The 17722-nt window shown below is 73.1% G+C and carries 12 protein-coding genes; 6 read left to right on the plus strand and 6 right to left on the minus strand.

The features are described 5' to 3' along the window. Positions 1-56: 56 nt before the first annotated feature. Together ACIPM1_RS00715 and ACIPM1_RS00720 are read right to left on the minus strand one after the other, a co-directional pair. Positions 57-578, minus strand: coding sequence for a hypothetical protein (locus ACIPM1_RS00715; protein ID WP_356181033.1), 522 nt, complete (start codon positions 576-578; stop codon positions 57-59). Positions 579-1003: 425 nt separating this feature from the next. Continuing rightward, complete coding sequence (locus tag ACIPM1_RS00720) at positions 1004-2647, minus strand: M4 family metallopeptidase (RefSeq protein WP_402427036.1); 1644 nt, start codon at positions 2645-2647, stop codon at positions 1004-1006. A 130-nt stretch (positions 2648-2777) separates the two neighbouring features. Between ACIPM1_RS00720 and ACIPM1_RS00725 the strand changes: the two genes are divergently transcribed. Then, entirely contained in the window at positions 2778-3191 is a 414-nt protein-coding gene (locus ACIPM1_RS00725) for a gamma-glutamylcyclotransferase family protein (protein ID WP_402427039.1), read from the plus strand. A gap of 25 nt (positions 3192-3216) precedes the next feature. Here the strand turns inward: ACIPM1_RS00725 and ACIPM1_RS00730 are convergent, their stop codons facing one another. After that, the gene (locus ACIPM1_RS00730) at positions 3217-5610 is read right to left on the minus strand and encodes a molybdopterin oxidoreductase family protein (RefSeq protein ID WP_402427042.1); all 2394 of its coding nucleotides are present in this window, start codon (positions 5608-5610) and stop codon (positions 3217-3219) included. 103 nt (positions 5611-5713) lie between these two features. After that, positions 5714-6418, minus strand: coding sequence for a vancomycin high temperature exclusion protein (locus ACIPM1_RS00735; protein ID WP_402427045.1), 705 nt, complete (start codon positions 6416-6418; stop codon positions 5714-5716). A gap of 248 nt (positions 6419-6666) precedes the next feature. Here ACIPM1_RS00735 and ACIPM1_RS00740 point away from each other — a divergent pair, with 248 nt between their 5' ends. The 5 genes from ACIPM1_RS00740 (at position 6667) to ACIPM1_RS00760 (ending at position 13961) form a co-directional block, all read left to right on the plus strand. Beyond that, positions 6667-7569 (plus strand): sirohydrochlorin chelatase, encoded by a 903-nt coding sequence (locus ACIPM1_RS00740; RefSeq protein WP_402427048.1) that lies wholly within the window; start codon positions 6667-6669, stop codon positions 7567-7569. Between the two features lie 62 nt (positions 7570-7631). After that, positions 7632-8978, plus strand: a complete 1347-nt coding sequence (locus ACIPM1_RS00745; RefSeq protein WP_402427051.1) for a deoxyguanosinetriphosphate triphosphohydrolase — start codon at positions 7632-7634, stop codon at positions 8976-8978. Between the two features lie 154 nt (positions 8979-9132). Next, a complete protein-coding gene (locus ACIPM1_RS00750; protein ID WP_402427054.1) occupies positions 9133-10398 on the plus strand; it encodes an NAD(P)/FAD-dependent oxidoreductase in 1266 nt (421 codons plus the stop codon). A gap of 37 nt (positions 10399-10435) precedes the next feature. Then, positions 10436-12352, plus strand: a complete 1917-nt coding sequence (gene dnaG, locus ACIPM1_RS00755) for a DNA primase (protein ID WP_402427057.1) — start codon at positions 10436-10438, stop codon at positions 12350-12352. A 280-nt stretch (positions 12353-12632) separates the two neighbouring features. Next, positions 12633-13961, plus strand: coding sequence for an RNA polymerase sigma factor (locus ACIPM1_RS00760; RefSeq protein WP_402427060.1), 1329 nt, complete (start codon positions 12633-12635; stop codon positions 13959-13961). 57 nt (positions 13962-14018) lie between these two features. Here ACIPM1_RS00760 and ACIPM1_RS00765 read toward each other — a convergent pair whose 3' ends face one another. Beyond that, positions 14019-15947, minus strand: coding sequence for an ABC transporter ATP-binding protein (locus ACIPM1_RS00765; protein WP_402427063.1), 1929 nt, complete (start codon positions 15945-15947; stop codon positions 14019-14021). Next, positions 15947-17680, minus strand: a complete 1734-nt coding sequence (locus tag ACIPM1_RS00770) for an ABC transporter ATP-binding protein (protein WP_402427066.1) — start codon at positions 17678-17680, stop codon at positions 15947-15949. Before ACIPM1_RS00770 ends, ACIPM1_RS00765 begins: the two co-directional genes overlap by 1 nt. Between the last annotated feature and the right edge of the window lie 42 nt (positions 17681-17722).

Below are 17722 nucleotides of genomic sequence, written 5' to 3' on the forward strand. Positions count from 1 at the left end.
GGACCCGGAGGGGCAGGGGCGTGCGGTACCGGCGGACGGACAGCGGAGGGCGCCCGTCAGATCCCGTCGCCTCTGGCCCGGCGATGCAGGAGCCAGGTACCGCCCGCGGCGGCGACGGCGAGAGCCGCCACGCCGGCCGCGGACTGCACGGGGTCGGGGCCCAGTGCCCCACCGACCCCCGTCTTCACACTTCCTCGGGGCAGCACCTGCCCGCGCACCGCGGTCAGCGTGACCACCAGGTCGCCCCTGACCTCCTTGCCGCCCTCGGCGCACCGCACGACGATCTCGTACGTCCCCTGCTGGGCGCTCTCCGGCACCCGGAACTGGCCGATCGCGTCGCCCTCGTGCGCGCTGGGCGCCAGCGTGAAGGGCCCGGCGCCGACCGCGCTGGCGTCGCCCGCCGCGGTCGCCTTCTCGCCGCACGCCTTCGTGTTCACGGTCACCTGACCGCCCGGCACCACCGAGGACGGGTACACCTCCAGGCCGGCGGTGTCCGCGGCGTACGCGGGCGCGGCGAGGCCGCTCGCGGCGGCTACGGCGAGCGCGGCCCCGGTCAGCGGACGGGCGGGTCGTCGCATCGGTGCTCCTCCGAGCTCTGCGGTGGGGTCGCGGCCCGCGGCATCTCCGTGTGCCGCCGTGTCGGTCGCGCCCCTGCCCTTCCGAGATAAGCCGCCCCGGGGCGGGATCGCCTTTCGACAAAGAGTCAGAAAGTAGGATGAATGGGTGTCCGCGAGGCGGCCGGAGGGGCCGGGCGGAGCAAGTTTGGGCAGGTCACGGCGGTCATGCTGACGGCCCGTCGAAAACAACCCGAAGGGTGCGGGCCACGGGGGTGAACGGGTGACCGGTCCGCCGTGGTGCGCCGGGCCGCCTCCGTGGCGCTCACTCCGGTGCCGTACACGCGCGAGAGGCCGGCCCCCACCGGGGCCGGCCTCCTTCACGCGGGGTGGCGCGTCGTCCGCTCAGGGCGGTACGTCATGCGCAGGGGGTGGTGCGTCGTGCCGGGTCAGCCGACCTTGACCGCGCTCCAGGCCGCCGCCACCGCGTTGTACTCCGTGCTGCCGGCGCCGTACAGGTCCTTCGCCGCGTTGAGCGTCGCGGTGCGCGCGCCCGCGTAGTTCGTGGACGACGTCATGTAGACGGTCAGGGCGCGGTACCAGATCTTGCCCAGCTTGTCCCTGCCGATGCCGGTGACCGAGGACCCGTTGCAGGTCGGGGAGTCGTAGCTGACGCCGTTGATCGTCTTCGCGCCGCTGCCCTCGGCGAGCAGGTAGGCGAAGTGGTTGGCGACGCCGGAGGAGTAGTGGACGTCGAGGTTGCCCACCGAACTGCTCCAGCAGTCGGCCGAGTTGCCGTCCTTGGACGGCTTGTCCATGAACCGCAGGGCCGCCTTGCCGAAGCCCGAGCGGACGATCTCCTCGCCGATGAGGTAGTCACCGGGGTCGGAGGAGTTGTTGGCGTACCACTCCACCAGGGTGCCGAAGATGTCCGAGGTGGCCTCGTTCAGGCCGCCCGACTCGCCCGAGTAGGTGAGCGCCGCGGTCTTCGACGTCACGCCGTGCGACATCTCGTGCCCGGCCACGTCCAGGGCCACCAGCGGCCCGAACGTGCTGCCGTCGCCGTCGCCGTACGTCATGCAGAAGCAGCTGTCGTCCCAGAAGGCGTTGTTGTAGTTGCTGCCGTAGTGGACGCGGTTGTACGAGCCCTTGCCGTCGCCCGCGATGCCGTTGCGGCCGTGGACGTTCTTGTAGTAGTCCCAGGTCGCGTCGGTGCCGTACTGCGCGTCGACGGCCGCCGACGCCCGGTCCGACGTCGTGCCCGTGCCCCAGTGGTTGTCGGCGTCCGTGAACAGCGTCGCGGGGGCGCGCTGGAAGCAGATGCCGAGGAAGCAGAGGTCGGTCTTGTTCGCGGCGTCACCGGTGTAGGTGTTGCCGCGCGTCGGGTCCTTCAGCTGGTACGTCGATCCCGACAGGGTGGTCTCCAGCGGCACCGTGCCGCTGTAGAGCCCCTTGCCGTCGCCGGTGGCCGTCTCGATGCTGTCCCAGCTGTCGATCTGCGCGCCGGTGCGCGCGTCGGTCAGCACCGTACGGGCGACCGGGTTTCCGCTGGAGTCCTGCGCGACCGCGTCGGTGCGCCAGGCCAGGCGCGGGGTGCCGTGCAGGGCGTCGACGACGAGGTGGGGCTTGGCCGTGACCCGGCGCAGGGTCTCGCCGAGGTTGGCGGCGCGCAGCGCGTTCACCGCGAGGTCGGCGGCCTTGGGCGCGCTCACCTTCGGGGTGACGCTCTGGAGGGAGATGGCGCTCCTGGTGGCCCGGTTGGCGCTGCGGTAGGCGCCGTCGGGGGCCAGGTGGACCACGAAGTCACCGCCGAGGACCGGGAGCTGCTGGTACGTCCGGTCGTAGCGGACGTGCTGGGTGCCGTCCTTGTCGACGACCACGTCCCGTACGGTGGTGTCCTGGGCCGCGGTCAGGCCCAGGGCGGCGGCGTGGTCCGCGAGCGCGGAGGCGGCGTTCTGGATGGCGGTGGACCGGGTCGGTCTGTCGACCGCGTGCGCGGCGGGGGAGAGTGCGGCGGCCAGCAGGGTGGCTGCGGTGGCGGCTATGCCGGCCGTGGCGAGACGGGAGCCTCGGGAGTGCCGTGTCCGACTCATCGTTCTCCTTGAGCGCGGGCGCCCTCGGGCGCGTGGGGGTGGCGCTGGTGATGACTGAGATTTAAGGGGCCATGACATGTCATGTCCATAGCGCAGGCGGGGGGATGTGTGAGGGGACAGAATCGTTTCTGTGACTCTCCCGTTCTTCGTCTACGGCACTCTTCGCCCAGGTGAGACCAACCACGACCGGTTTCTGCGCGGCCGCACCGCCTCCGAGGAGCCCGGCAGACTGACCGGATCCGTTCTCTACGACGGGCCCGGTTATCCGTACGCCGTCGACGAGTCGGGCGGCGTGGTGCACGGTGAGCTCGTCACCGCACGGCCCGGGGAGTACCGGGAGTTGCTGGCCGTCCTGGACCGGCTGGAGGAGTACGCGCCCGGCGACGCGCGGAACCTGTACGAACGGGTGGAGCGGGGGGTCGTCCGCGCGCGCGACGGCCTGGTGGTGCAGGCCTGGGTGTACGTCGCCGCGCCGCCCGTCGCGGCACGGCTGCGGGCGGGCGGGAATCGGATCGAGGGCGGCGACTGGCGGATCCGGCGCTGACGGAGGCTCAGCGCCCGTCCGGTCCTCAGGGCTTCACGGCCTCCAGCCGTACCGCGCACACCTTGAACTCCGGCATCCGCGAGGCCGGGTCGAGCGCCGGGTTGGTCAGGGTGTTGGCGCGTCCCTCACCCGCCCAGTGGAAGGGCATGAACACCGTGTCCGGCCGGATGCCGCTGGTGATCCGCGCGGGGGCCACCGCCCGCCCCCGCCGTGAGACGACCGCGACCGGGTCGCCCTCGGCCGCCCCGAGCCGCGCCGCCAGCCGCGGGTGCAGCTCGACGAACGGGCCGGGCGCGGCGGCGTTCAGCTCGTCGACCCGCCGGGTCTGGGCGCCGGACTGGTACTGGGCCACCACCCGCCCGGTCGTCAGCAGCACCGGGTACTCGTCGTCCGGTTCCTCCGCGGCCGGCCGGTGCGACACCGCCGCGAACCGGGCCCGACCGTCCTCGGTGGCGAACCGGTCGAGGAACAGCCGGGGGGTGCCGGGGTGGGCCTCCGGCCCGGGGGCGCGGGACGGGGCGCCGGGCCGGCGGGCGCCGGGACCGGGACGGCCGGTCGAGGCGTCGCAGCGGTGGGCGCCTGACGGGGCTCCGAGCGGCGGGGGAGTGCCGGAGACGTCGTCGCGCGCCGGGTCGTCCGGGGCGACGTCCAGGCAGGCGTCCTCGCCGTCCGCCGCGGAGGCGGTGGGCGCGGTGGAGGCGGCCGTGGCGGTGGCGGTGGCGGTGGCGGTGGCGGTGGCGGTGGCGGCCGGCGTGGCGACCCCGTCGCCCCCGCCGCCGTTTGCGTCCTCCGCGCCCTCCGCGTCCTCGGCCGGCGCGGGGCAGGGCCAGAACACGCCGTTCTCGTCCGCCAGCCTGCGGTAGGTGATCCCCGAGTAGTCCGCCGGGCCGCCCGCGCTGGCCCGGCGCAGCTCCTCGAAGACCTCCTCGGGGTCGGTCGGGAAGCCCTTCTCCACCCCGAGGCGCGCCGCGAGTTCGTGCAGCACCTCCAGGTCGCCGCGGACCCCGTCCGGCGGGGTGAGCGCGCGCCGCCGCAGCAGCACCCGCCCCTCCAGACTGGTCGTCGTGCCCGTCTCCTCGGCCCACTGCGTGACCGGCAGGACGACGTCCGCGAGGGCCGCCGTCTCGGACAGCACCACGTCGCACACCGCCAGGAAGTCCAGCGACCGCAGCCGCTCCTCCACGTGGGCGGCGCGGGGGGCCGAGACCACCGGGTTGGACCCCATCAGCAGCAGCGTGCGGATGTCCGTGCCGAGCGCGTCCAGCAGTTCGTACGCGCTGCGCCCCGGACCCGGCAGCGTGTCCGGGTCCACGCCCCACACCTCGGCCACGTGCCGCCGCGCAGCCGGGTCGGTCAGCTTGCGGTAGCCGGGCAACTGGTCGGCCTTCTGGCCGTGTTCGCGTCCGCCCTGCCCGTTGCCCTGCCCGGTCAGGCAGCCGTACCCGGACAGCGGGCGGCCCGCGCGCCCGGTCGCCAGGCACAGGTTGATCCACGCGCCCACGGTGTCGGTGCCCTTGGACTGCTGCTCGGGGCCGCGCGCGGTGAGCACCATCGCGGCCTCCGGCTCGCAGAACAGCCGTACCGCATCGCGCAGTTGCGGGACCGGCACCCCGGTGATCCGCTCCACGTGCTCCGGCCAGTGCGCCATCGCCGCCGCCCGCGCCTCCTCCCAGCCGGTGGTGCGCTCGCGGATGTACGCCTCGTCGGCGCGGCCCTCGGCGACGACCAGGTGCAGCAGGCCCAGCGCCAGCGCGAGGTCGGTGCCCGGACGGGGGGCCAGATGGAGGTCGGCCCGCTCGGCGGTCCGGGTGCGGCGCGGATCGACGACGACGAGTGTGCCGCCGTTCTCGCGCAGCTCGTCGAAGTACCGCAGCGACGGCGGCATCGTCTCCGCCGGGTTGGAGCCGACCAGGATCACACAGCCCGTCCGGGGGATGTCCTCCAGCGGGAACGGCAGCCCGCGGTCCAGCCCGAACGCCTTCGTCCCGGCGGCCGCCGCCGACGACATGCAGAAGCGGCCGTTGTAGTCGATCTGCGAGGTGCCGAGCACCACCCGGGCGAACTTGCCGAGCGCGTACGCCTTCTCGTTGGTCAGACCGCCCCCGCCGAACACCCCGCAGGCGTCCGGCCCGTGCGCGGTCCGCGCCCGGGAGAGCCCCTCGGCGATCCGGTCCAGGGCCTCCTCCCAGGTCGCGGGCGTGAGCGTGCCGTCGCCGGAGCGCACCAGCGGGGAGGTCAGCCGCACCCGGGAGGAGAGCACCGCCGACGCCGTACGGCCCTTGCCGCACAACGCGCCCCGGTTCACCGGGAAGTCCGCGCGCTCGGTCACCTCGACGCCGCCGCCGGGGACGGGCGTGAGATTCATCCCGCACTGCAGGGCGCAGTACGGGCAGTGCGTGGGCGTCGCGGAGGTCTGCATGCCGCCCAGCGTGCGTCGGGCGTGTTACGGGCCCGGGCGGCCCGCTGTTACACGGCCGGGACGGTGACCTCCCCGTCCGCCCCCGCCCGCCGTGAGGTGGAGGTCAGCGGCCGTCGGCCAGGGCGCGGGCCACCCCCGGCTCCTTCGGCCCGAGGAACCTCGGATCGGGCCGGAACAGCACGTCCAGGGCCGCCTTGCCCGCCGCGAAGACCTCGCGGGTGCCCCCGTAGTACCAGGTCACGTCGTGCTTGTCCTGCACGCCGACGCCCCAGGAGGCGACGCCCGCCGCGTCGCACAGGGCGACGGCCCGGCGGATGTGGAACGCCTGGCTGATCAGCACCGCCCGGCGCACCCCGAAGATCTTCCTCGCCCGCACGCAGGAGTCCCAGGTGTCGAAGCCGGCGTAGTCGGTCACGATCCGGGTGCCGGGGACGCCGTGCCGGGTGAGGTACGCCCGCATGGCGTCCGGCTCGTCGTAGTCGTCGCGGCTGTTGTCGCCGGTGACCAGGACGGCCCTGATCCGGCCCGCGCGGTACAGCCCGGCCGCCGCGTCCAGGCGGTGCGCCAGGTACGGCGACGGCTCGCCGTCCCACAGGCCGGCCCCGAACACGACGGCGACCTCGGTACGCGGCACGTCCGCCGTGGTGCGCAGGCGGTCGCCGGTCACCGTGTACATCCAGGTCGCCGGAAGCAGTGCCAGCACGCACCCGGCCACCAGGGCCTGCACCAGGCGCCGCCGCCCGTCCCGCGTGCGCGGCAGGCGCGGCAGACGTGGCAGGCGCGCTCGTGGCGGCTTCGGTCGGCGCATCGGACGTCCCCTCCCCGGGCGGCCCGCCCGGGCCTGCCCCGGTCATGGAGGACGCGGCGCGCGGCCCACGGTTCGCCTCCCGCGCACACCCTTCGCGACGGCCCGCGCACGGCGGACACCGACGCCCGTACGCCTCGTACGCGCCCCCGCGCTCCCTCACACCTCCTCGCGCCGTCCGGTGATCCCCTGGAAAACACCTGTCACGGCCACGCAACGGCGGCGCAATCCGCGGCCGGGAGAATCCCTGCATGACGGCGTCGAACCCTCCTCGCGACGAGTCCTTCCAGCGCCCCGGCGGCCCCCCGCCCGGTCGCGTCCACCTCGACAGCACGGCGCAGATCATGAACAGCATCAGCAGTCACCTGGCCGGCCGGCTCAGCCTGGTCGCGCTCGACGGCAGGCGCCACCCCGGCCCGCCCGCCCTCGTCCTCGTGGCGCACGGCAGCCGCGACCCGCGCGCGCTGACCACCGTCCGGGCCCTCATGGACCGGGTCCGCGACCTGCGCCCCGGGCTGCCCGTGCGCCTCGGCCACATCGAACTGAACGAGCCGCTGCTCCCTGACACCCTCGCGGACCTGGCGGGCGCCCCCGCCGTCCTGGTGCCACTGCTGCTCAGCCGCGGCCACCACGTCAAGCGGGACATCCCCGAGACGGCGGCGGCCGCCCCGGTGCACACGCGCGTGGCCGCCCCGCTCGGTCCGCACCCGCTGCTCGTGGAGACCCTGCACGACCGGCTGGTGGAGGCCGGCTGGCGCCCGGGCACGGGCAGCGCCGCCCGGCGCGCGAGCGGGGTGGTCCTCGCCGCGGCCGGCTCCCGCGACCCCGAGTCCGCGGCCGACACCGGCACCACCGCACGGCTGCTGGCCGAGCGCCTCGGCGTGCCCGTCGTCCCCGCCTACGCCTCCGCCGCCACGCCCACCGTCCCGGACGCCCTGCGCGCCCTGGCCGCCCGGGGCCGCCACCGCGTCGCCGTCGCCTCCTGCTTCACCGCCCCCGGCCGCTTCGCCACCCAGTGCGCGCAGGCCGCGCCCGGGATCGCCGCCGCCCCCCTCGGCGACCACCCGGCGATGGCCCGCCTGGTCCTGCACCGCTACGACCAGGTCCTCGCCACGCCGGAGACCGCGGCCGGACCCGCGCTCGCCTCGGCCTGAAAGCGCCACGGGAAACGGACGCCGACGTCCCCGATGTCACTGCCTGCGCTTACTGTCGAGGCATGGAAGGCATCGCTCCCGGGGCACCGCGGACGTACGAGACGGAAACGCAGACCTACGAGAACCACGTACCACCGGTCGGCTACGCGGCGTCGGCCGTCGAGCGCTGGGCCCCCGAGCCCGACAAGCGGCCCGGCCGCACCGCCTTCCAGCGCGACCGCGCGCGCGTGCTGCACTCCGCCGCCCTGCGGCGCCTGGCCGGCAAGACGCAGGTCGTCACCCCGGGGGCGCGCAGTCAGGTCTGGGACGCCAGCCCCCGCACCCGGCTCACCCATTCGCTGGAGTGCGCCCAGGTCGGCCGCGAGCTGGGCGCCGCCCTCGGCTGCGACCCCGACCTGGTGGAGGCGGCCTGCCTCTCCCACGACCTGGGCCACCCGCCCTTCGGGCACAACGGCGAACAGGCGCTCAACGAGTTCGCGCGCGACTGCGGCGGCTTCGAGGGCAACGCGCAGTCGCTGCGGCTGCTCACCCGTATCGAACCCAAGCGGTTCGTCCGCGACCCGGAGACCGACAGCCTCGTCAGCGTCGGCCTCAATCTCACCCGGGCCACCCTCGACGCCGCCACCAAGTACCCCTGGCCGCGCGGCGCCCACCCCACCGACCCGGCGTCCGGCAAGTTCGGCGTCTACGAGGACGACCGGCCCGTCTTCGACTGGGTCCGCAAGGACGCCCCCGGCACCCGCACGTGCTTCGAGGCCCAGGTCATGGACTGGTCGGACGACGTGGCGTACTCGGTGCACGACGTGGAGGACGGCCTGCACGCCGGCCACATCGACCCCAACTGCCTGCACGCCGAGCCCGAGCGGCAGGCGGTCTTCGAGGTCGCCGTCGGGCGGTACGTGCCCGCGGACACCGACCCGGAGGAACTCGCGGAGGCCCTGGACCGCCTCCTGGACCAGGAGTGGTGGCCGCACGGCTACGACGGCTCGGCGGTCGCCCAGGCCCGCCTGAAGGACGCCACCAGCCAGCTCATCGGCCGCTTCTGCCTGGCCGCCGAGGGCGCCACCCGGGAGGAGCACGGCAGCGGCCGCCTCACGCGGTACGGCGCCGAGCTCGTCGTCCCGCGCGCGGCGCGCATGGAGTGCGCCGTCCTCAAGGCGGTCGCCGACCGGTACGTGATGCAGCGCGCCGAGCAGGAGCGGCTCCGCGCCGACCAGCGGATCGTGGTCGCCGAGCTGGCCGAGGCCCTCACCGCCCGCGCCCCCGACGGCCTCGACCCGCAGTTCCGCGCCCTGTTCGACGAGGCGGGCGACGACCGCGCCCGCAAGCGCGTCGTCGTCGACCAGATCGCCTCCCTCACCGACGCCTCGGCCCGTTCGCTTCACGCCCGTCTGACGGGGCACATATGACACTGGCGAGGGCCCCGCAGGTACGCACGGGACCCAGGTGATCCAGGGGGCCCGAAGGTGACCCTCCGTGGCCTGATCGGGTCACTCCCTCTTCCCGCATCACGCTCCGTGCGGGACGCTCGCAGATGGCGGCACCGTTACGAGGAGGCATCAAGTGGTCGACGCGGATCAGACATTCGTCATCGTCGGAGGCGGTCTCGCCGGCGCGAAGGCGGCCGAGACCCTCCGCGCGGAGGGCTTCAGCGGCCGCGTCATCCTCATCTGCGACGAGCGCGACCACCCCTACGAACGCCCGCCGCTGTCCAAGGGTTACCTGCTCGGCAAGGACGAGCGCGACAGCGTCTTCGTCCACGAGCCCGCCTGGTACGCGCGCAACGACGTCGAGCTGCACCTCGGCCAGACGGTCGTGGCGATCGACCGCGCCGCGAAGACCGTCCACTACGGCGACGACGGCACCCATGTGCGCTACGACAAGCTGCTGCTGGCCACCGGCGCCGAGCCGCGCCGCCTGGACATCCCCGGCACCGGCCTCGCGGGCGTCCACCACCTGCGCCGCCTCGCGCACGCCGAGCGCCTCAAGGGCGTCCTCGCCCACCTCGGACGGGACAACGGCCACCTGGTCATCGCGGGCGCCGGCTGGATCGGTCTGGAGGTCGCCGCGGCCGCCCGCGAGTACGGCGCCGAGGTCACCGTCGTCGAGCCGTCCGCCACGCCCCTGCACGCCGTGCTCGGCCCCGAGCTCGGACAGCTCTTCGCCGAGCTGCACCGCGAGCGCGGCGTCCGCTTCCACTTCGGCGCCCGGCTCACCGAGATCGTCGGGCAGGACGGCATGGTGCTGGCCGTCCGCACCGACGACGGCGAGGAGCACCCCTGCCACGACGTGCTCGCCGCGATCGGCGCCGCGCCCCGCGTCTCGCTCGCCGAGGCCGCGGGCCTGGAGATCGCCGGCCGCGAGCACGGCGGCGGCATCGTCGTCGACGAGCGGCTGCGCACCTCCGACCCGGACATCCACGCCGCCGGGGACGTCGCCGCCTTCCCGCACGCCCTCTTCGACACCCGGATGCGCGTCGAGCACTGGGCCAACGCGCTCAACGGCGGACCGGCCGCGGCCCGCGCGATGCTCGGCGAGGACGTCACCTACGACCGCGTGCCCTACTTCTTCTCCGACCAGTACGACCTGGGCATGGAGTACTCCGGCTGGGCGCCCCCGGGGTCGTACGACGAGGTGGTGATCCGCGGCGACGCCGGGAAGCGCGAGTTCATCGCGTTCTGGGTGAAGGAGGGCCGGGTCCTCGCCGGGATGAACGTGAATGTGTGGGACGTCACAGAGACCGTGCAGCGGCTGATCCGTGCCAAGGCGCCCGTGGACACCGAGGCGCTCGCCGACCCGCACGTCCCGCTGGACAGCCTGGTCCCGTAGCGCGGGGAGTGTCCGTCCCGCCCCGTAGAATTCACGCGTGGCAGGACGGATCAACGACGAGGACGTGAAGGCGGTACGGGACGCGGTCCCGATCGACGCCGTGGTGTCCGAGTACCTCCAGCTGCGGAACGCGGGCGGCGGCAACCTGAAAGGCCTGTGCCCGTTCCACGACGAGAAGTCCCCGTCCTTCCAGGTCAGCCCGAGCAAGGGGCTCTTCCACTGCTTCGGCTGCCAGGAGGGCGGCGACACCATCACGTTCGTGATGAAGATCGACCACCTCTCCTTCTCGGAGGCGGTCGAGCGCCTGGCCGGCCAGGCCGGCATCACCCTGCGGTACGAGGAGGGCGGGTACAACCCCTCCCACCAGCGCGGCGAGCGCATCCGCCTGGTCGAGGCGCACAAACTGGCCGCCGAGTGGTACGCCGAGCAGCTCGCCACCGGCGCCGAGGCCGAGACCGGCCGGGTCTTCCTCGCCGAGCGCGGGTTCGACCAGGCCGCCGCCCAGCACTTCGGCGTCGGCTACAGCCCGCAGGGCTGGGACCACCTCACCCGCTTCCTGCGCGGCAAGGGCTTCACCGACAAGGAGCTCCTGCTCTCCGGCCTGTCCCAGGAGGGCCGCCGCGGCCCGATCGACCGCTTCCGCGGCCGCCTGATGTGGCCGATCCGCGACATCGGCGGCGAGGTGGTGGGCTTCGGCGCCCGCAAGCTCTACGAGGCCGACAGCGGCCCGAAGTACCTCAACACCCCCGAGACCGCGATCTACCGCAAGTCCCAGGTCCTCTACGGCATCGACCTGGCCAAGAAGGAGATCGCCAAGTCCAGCCGCGCCGTCGTCGTCGAGGGCTACACCGACGTCATGGCCTGCCACCTCGCCGGGGTGCCCACCGCGATCGCGACCTGCGGCACGGCCTTCGGCGGCGACCACATCAAGATCCTGCGCCGGCTGCTGATGGACAACGGCTCGGCCCGCGTGATCTTCACCTTCGACGGGGACGCGGCCGGCCAGAAGGCCGCCCTGCGCGCCTTCGAGGACGACCAGAAGTTCGCCGCCGAGACCTACATCGCGATCGCCCCGGACGGCATGGACCCCTGCGAACTGCGCCTGGCCAAGGGCGACGAGGCGGTCGCCGACCTGGCCGAGCCGCGCACCCCGCTGTTCGAGTTCGCGCTGCGTCAGATCGTGGCGCGCTACGACCTCGACACTCCCGCGGGCCGCGCGGCCGCGCTGGACGAGGCGGCGCCGATCGTGGCGCGGATCAAGAACAGCGGCGCCCAGCACGAGGTCGCGGTGCAGCTCGCCGGGATGCTCGGCATCCTCGACACCCAGTTCGTGGTCAAGCGGGTGGCCCAGCTCGCCCGTTGGGCCCGTGAGGGCGGCCGGGGCCAGGCGCCGGACCGGCAGCAGCAGCGCTCCCCGCAGCGGTACGCCGCCGCCGCGTCCCCGGCCCGCGGTCCCGCCCTGCACCTGCGCAACCCCGTGCACGCCACCGAGCGCGAGCTGCTGAAGCTCGCCCTCCAGCGCCCCGAGCTGGTCTCCCCGGCCTTCGACGCGTACGGCGTCGACGAGTTCACCGCCCCGCCCTACGCCGCCGTACGCCAGGCCGTCCTGGACGCGGGCGGCGCGGAGTACGGCGTCCAGGACCCCCAGGAGTACCTCGTGCGGGTCCGGGAGCTGGCCCCCGACGACAGCGTCCGCGCGATGGTCACGGAACTGGCCGTCGAGGCGATCATGATGCCCAGGGGAGCCAAGGGGGCGGACGAGGTCTACGCGGGCGCCCAGCTGGTCACCGTGCGCCGCCGCGCGGTGGAGCGCCGCGTCCGCGACATCCAGTCCCGGCTCACCCGGCTGGGCGCCGGCGGCGACCCGGCCGAACTGGCCGCCGTGCAGAACGAGTTGTGGGTGCTCCAGCAGTACGACCAGGCGCTGAGGGTGCACGGCACCGACGCCCTGTGACCCGCCCCCGAAGGGCGGGGCGACGGCACGGGCCAGCCGGTCGACGAACCTCTGCTCGTCGTCCCGGTACCGCGGGCACTCCACGACGACGTGCCTCCACTCGACGTACCGTCACATCGGCTTTCGTACCGGGAGGCGGGCGCCCGGGGGTCTCGCCGGATCAGTACGGGTCGGGGAATCCGGGTCGGCCGTCACCGTAACCGCGCGGTCACGGGCCGATCGCAAAAAGTCACCGCACGCCCCTCGTGGCAGTGATGTGTCGTACCCCACACTGGGTCCGGTGCCTGAGTCCTCGGAGCGCGGCCGATCCGTCCCCCACGGGTCCGACACCCCCGCGGTTCCACTCATCGCGTACGGGACGGACAGCGGCGTGGCCGCCGACTCCGCCCCCCGAGTACCGCTGCCGCTCCCCCTGGCAGCGATCATCCTGGAGGTCGCCCCCGTGCAGACCCAGACCCTCGCCCAGACCGACGCCGCCGGCGGCCTCGCGGTCGCCGCCGTACCCCCGCAGGACCGGGTCACGCTCCACCCGGATGCGGAGCCGGACGGCCCGGCAGCGGATCCCGCCGGACCCGCCGACCCCGGGGAACCGCCCGCCGGCGCGCTGGAGGAACCCCCCGCCGACGCCCTGGAGGGCGCCGGTGCCGCCGAGCCGGCCGAGCCCGCCGCACCGGCCCCGACCCGCACCGAGACCGGCGGCCCCTCCTCGGACCTCTTCCGCCAGTACCTGCGCGAGATCGGCCGGATTCCGCTGCTCACCGCGGCCGAGGAGGTCGAACTGGCCCGCCGGGTGGAAGCCGGGCTGTTCGCCGAGGAGAAGCTGGGCAGCACCCCGGACCTGGACAGCCGGCTCGCGCTCGACCTGGACCGGCTCGTGGTGCTGGGCCGAATGGCCAAGCGCCGCCTGATCGAGGCGAACCTGCGGCTCGTCGTCTCCGTCGCCAAGCGGTACATCGGCCGCGGGCTGACCATGCTCGACCTGGTGCAGGAGGGCAACCTCGGCCTGATCCGGGCGGTGGAGAAGTTCGACTACGCCCGCGGCTACAAGTTCTCCACCTACGCCACCTGGTGGATCCGCCAGGCGATGTCCCGCGCCCTCGCCGACCAGGCCCGCACCATCCGCGTCCCGGTCCACGTCGTCGAACTCATCAACCGTGTCGTCCGCGTCCAGCGCCGGATGCTCCAGGAGCGGGGCCACGAGCCCACCCCGGAGGAGGTCGCCGGCCAGCTCGACCTGCCGCCCGAGCGGGTCAGGGAGGTGCTGCGGCTGGCCCAGGAGCCGGTCTCCCTGCACGCGCCGGTCGGCGAGGAGGACGATGTCGCCCTCGGCGACCTCATCGAGGACGGCGACGCCGCCTCACCCGTGGAGTCGGCCGCGTTCCTGCTGCTCCGGGAGCACCTCGAGGCCGTCCTGTCGACCCTCGGCGAGCGGGAGCGGAAGGTGGTCCAGCTCCGCTACGGCCTCGTCGACGGCCGTCCGCGCACCCTGGAGGAGATAGGGCGCATCTTCGGCGTGACGCGGGAGCGCATCCGCCAGATCGAGTCCAAGACCCTCAGCAAGCTGCGCGACCACGCCTTCGCCGACCAGCTCCGCGGCTACCTGGACTGACCGGGGGGCCGCTCACCCCGGGCGAGCGGCCCCATGACGGCGTACGGACTCACGCGGCTAGTCGACCTCGGCGACCGCCTGCGCGAACTGGGCCTTGTACAGCCGTGCGTAGGCCCCGTCGGCGGCCAGCAGTTCGTCGTGCGCGCCCTGTTCGACGATGGACCCGTCCTCCATGACGAGGATCGTGTCCGCGTCCCGGATCGTGGAGAGCCGGTGCGCGATGACGAACGACGTCCTGCCGTGCTGGAGTTTGGCCATCGCCTTCTGGATGAGCACCTCGGTACGGGTGTCGACGGAACTGGTCGCCTCGTCGAGGACCAGGATCACCGGGTCGGACAGGAACGCCCGCGCGATGGTGATGAGCTGCTTCTCGCCCGCGCTCACCCCGGAGCCCTCGTCGTCGATCACGGTGTCGTAGCCGTCGGGCAGGGTGCGGATGAACCGGTCCGCGTGCGCGGCCCGCGCCGCCTCCTCCATCTCCCCGCGGGTGACCTCGCGGGAGGCGCCGTAGGCGATGTTCTCCGCGATCGTGCCGCCGAACAGCCAGGTGTCCTGGAGCACCATGCCGATCGCGGAGCGCAGTTCGTCCCGGGACATCCGCGCGACGTCGACGCCGTCGAGGGTGATGCGCCCGCCGGACACCTCGTAGAACCGCATGAGCAGGTTGACCAGCGTGGTCTTGCCCGCGCCGGTCGGGCCGACGATCGCGACGGTGTGGCCGGGCTCCGCCTTCAGGGACAGGTCCTCGATCAGCGGCTTGTCGGGGTCGTAGCGGAAGGAGACGTGCTCCAGCGCGACCCGTCCGCGCAGTTCCTCCGGCCGCGCGGCCGGCACCGGATCCGCCTCCTGCTCCTCCGCGTCCAGGAGTTCGAAGATCCGCTCGGCCGAGGCGACGCCCGACTGCACCAGGTTCGCCATGGAGGCGACCTGCGTCAGCGGCATCGAGAACTGCCGCGAGTACTGGATGAAGGCCTGCACGTCACCGATGGACAGGGCGCCCGAGGCGACCCGCAGCCCGCCGACCACCGCGACCAGCACGTAGTTCAGGTTCGACACGAACATCATCAGCGGCTGCATGATCCCGCTGTTGAACTGCGCCCGGAACCCGGCCTCGTACAGCGCCTCGTTCTGCTCGGCGAACTGCCGCGCCGACTCCGCCTGCCGCCCGAACACCTTCACCAGGGTGTGTCCCGTGTACATCTCCTCGATGTGCGCGTTCAGCGTGCCGGTGGAGCGCCACTGCTGCACGAACTGCGGCTGCGACCGCTTGCCGATACGGGTGGCGACGACGAACGACAGCGGCACCGTCACCAGGGCGACCAGCGCGAGCAGCCAGGAGACGTAGAACATCATCACGAGCACGCCGACGATGGTCAGAACCGAGTTGATGAGCTGCCCCATCGACTGCTGGAGCGTCTGCCCGATGTTGTCGATGTCGTTGGTGGCCCGGCTGAGCACCTCGCCGCGCTGTCGCTTGTCGAAGTACGACAGCGGCAGCCGCGACAGCTTCGCCTGGACGTCCTCGCGCATCCGGAACATGGTCCGGTTGACCGACCGGTTCACCAGCCGGGTCGCCACCGCCATCAGCAGGCCGGCGAGGAGGAACGTGCCGAGCGCGAGCAGCAGCACGTTCCCGACCGCGCCGAAGTCGATGCCCTTGCCGGGGGTGAAGTCCGTGCCCTTCAGCATGTCGGCGATGCCGCCCTGGCCCCGCTGCCGCATGGAGTCGAGGACCTGCTCCTTGGTCGGCCCGGACGGCATCCGCCGTCCGACGATCCCCGCGAAGACGAGGTCGGTCGCCCGGCCGAGGATCTTCGGGCCGATCACGCTCAGGGTGACGCTGAGGACCACGCACAGGACCAGCCCGTAGATCGTGACCCGTTCGGGTCGGAACCGGGCGACGAGCCGTGCGCCCGACTTCCTGAAGTCCATCGAGCGGTTGTCGGGGCCGCCCCCGGCCATCATGCGCCCCATCGGCCCGGCCATCAGGCAGCCTCCGCTTCCGTCAGCTGGGAGAGGACGATCTCCCGGTAGGTCTCGTTGTCCGCCATCAGTTCGTGGTGGCGGCCGGTGCCGACGACCCGTCCCTCGTCCAGGACGACGATCCGGTCGGCGTCCCGGATGGTGGCCACGCGCTGGGCGACGATGACGACGGTCGCCTCCGCCGTCTCCTCGGCCAGGGCCGCCCGCAGCGCCGCGTCGGTGGCGTAGTCGAGGGCGGAGAAGGAGTCGTCGAAGAGGTAGATCTCCGGGCGCTGCACCAGGGTGCGGGCGATGGCCAGGCGCTGGCGCTGGCCGCCGGAGACGTTGGTGCCGCCCTGCGCGATCGGCGCGTCGAGGCCGCCCTCCAGCGCGGTCACGAAGTCCTTGGCCTGCGCCACCTCCAGCGCGTGCCACAGTTCCTCGTCGGTGGCGTCCGGATTGCCGTAGCGCAGGTTGGTCGCCACGGTGCCGGCGAACAGGTACGGCTTCTGCGGCACCAGCCCGACGGTCCGGGCCAGCAGTTCGGGATCGACGGTCCGCACGTCCACCCCGTCGACGAGCACCTCGCCCTCGGTGGCGTCGAACAGGCGGGGCACCAGCCCCAGCAGCGTGGACTTGCCGCTGCCGGTCGAGCCGATGACGGCCGTCGTCTCACCGGGCCGGGCCACCAGGTCGACGGCCCTCAGCACGGGCTCCTCGGCCCCCGGATAGCGGAAGCCGCCCGCGCGGATCTCCAGATGGCCGTGCCGGCGCAGCTCGGTGACCGGGGCGAGCGGCGGCACCACGCTGGACTCCGTGCCGAGGACCTCCTGGATGCGCTCGGCGCACACCTCCGCGCGCGGCACCATCATGAACATGAAGGTCGCCATCATCACGGACATCACGATCTGCATCAGATAGGCGAGGAACGCGGTCAGGTCGCCGATCTGCATCCCGCCGCTGTCGATGCGGTGCGCGCCGAACCACACCACGGCGATGGACGACAGGTTCACCACCGTCATGACGATCGGGAACATCAGCGCGAGCAGCCGCCCCGTGGCCAGCGACATGTCGGTCAGGTCGGTGTTGGCCCGGCGGAAGCGGTCCTTCTCGTAGTCGTCGCGGACGAAGGCGCGGATCACCCGGTTGCCGGTGATCTGCTCGCGCAGCACCCGGTTCACCGTGTCCAGGCGCTTCTGCATGGAGCGGAACAGCGGGCGCAGCCGGCGCACGATCAGGGTGACGCAGACGCCGAGCACGGGAACGACCGCGACCAGCACGGCGGACAGCGGCACGTCCAGGCCGAGCGCCATCACGATGCCGCCCACGCACATGATGGGCGCCGACACCATCAGGGTGAACGTCATCAGCGCCAGCATCTGCACCTGCTGGACGTCGTTGGTGGTCCGGGTGATGAGGGAGGGCGCGCCGAAGTGGCCGACCTCGCGCGCGGAGAAGGACTGCACCCGGTCGAAGACGGCGGCGCGCACGTCCCGGCCGACCGCCGCCGCGGTCCGGGCGCCGTAGTAGACGGCACCGATGTTGCAGACGACCTGCGCCAGCGAGATGCCGATCATCAGGGCGCCGTACGTGAGGATGTAACCGGTGTCGCCCTTCACGACGCCCTCGTCGATGATGTGGGCGTTCAGGGTGGGCAGGTAGAGGGTGGCGCAGGTCTGCACGAACTGCAGCAGCACCAGCACGGCGATGGGTTTTCGGTACGGCCTGAGATAGGTCCGCAGAAGTCGTATGAGCACGCTGGGTCTCTCGGAGTCGGCGGTGGGGAGTGGTCGATGTCC

This window comes from Streptomyces sp. NPDC086766 (genome assembly GCF_044746005.1).
Classification (GTDB): Bacteria; Actinomycetota; Actinomycetes; order Streptomycetales; family Streptomycetaceae; genus Streptomyces.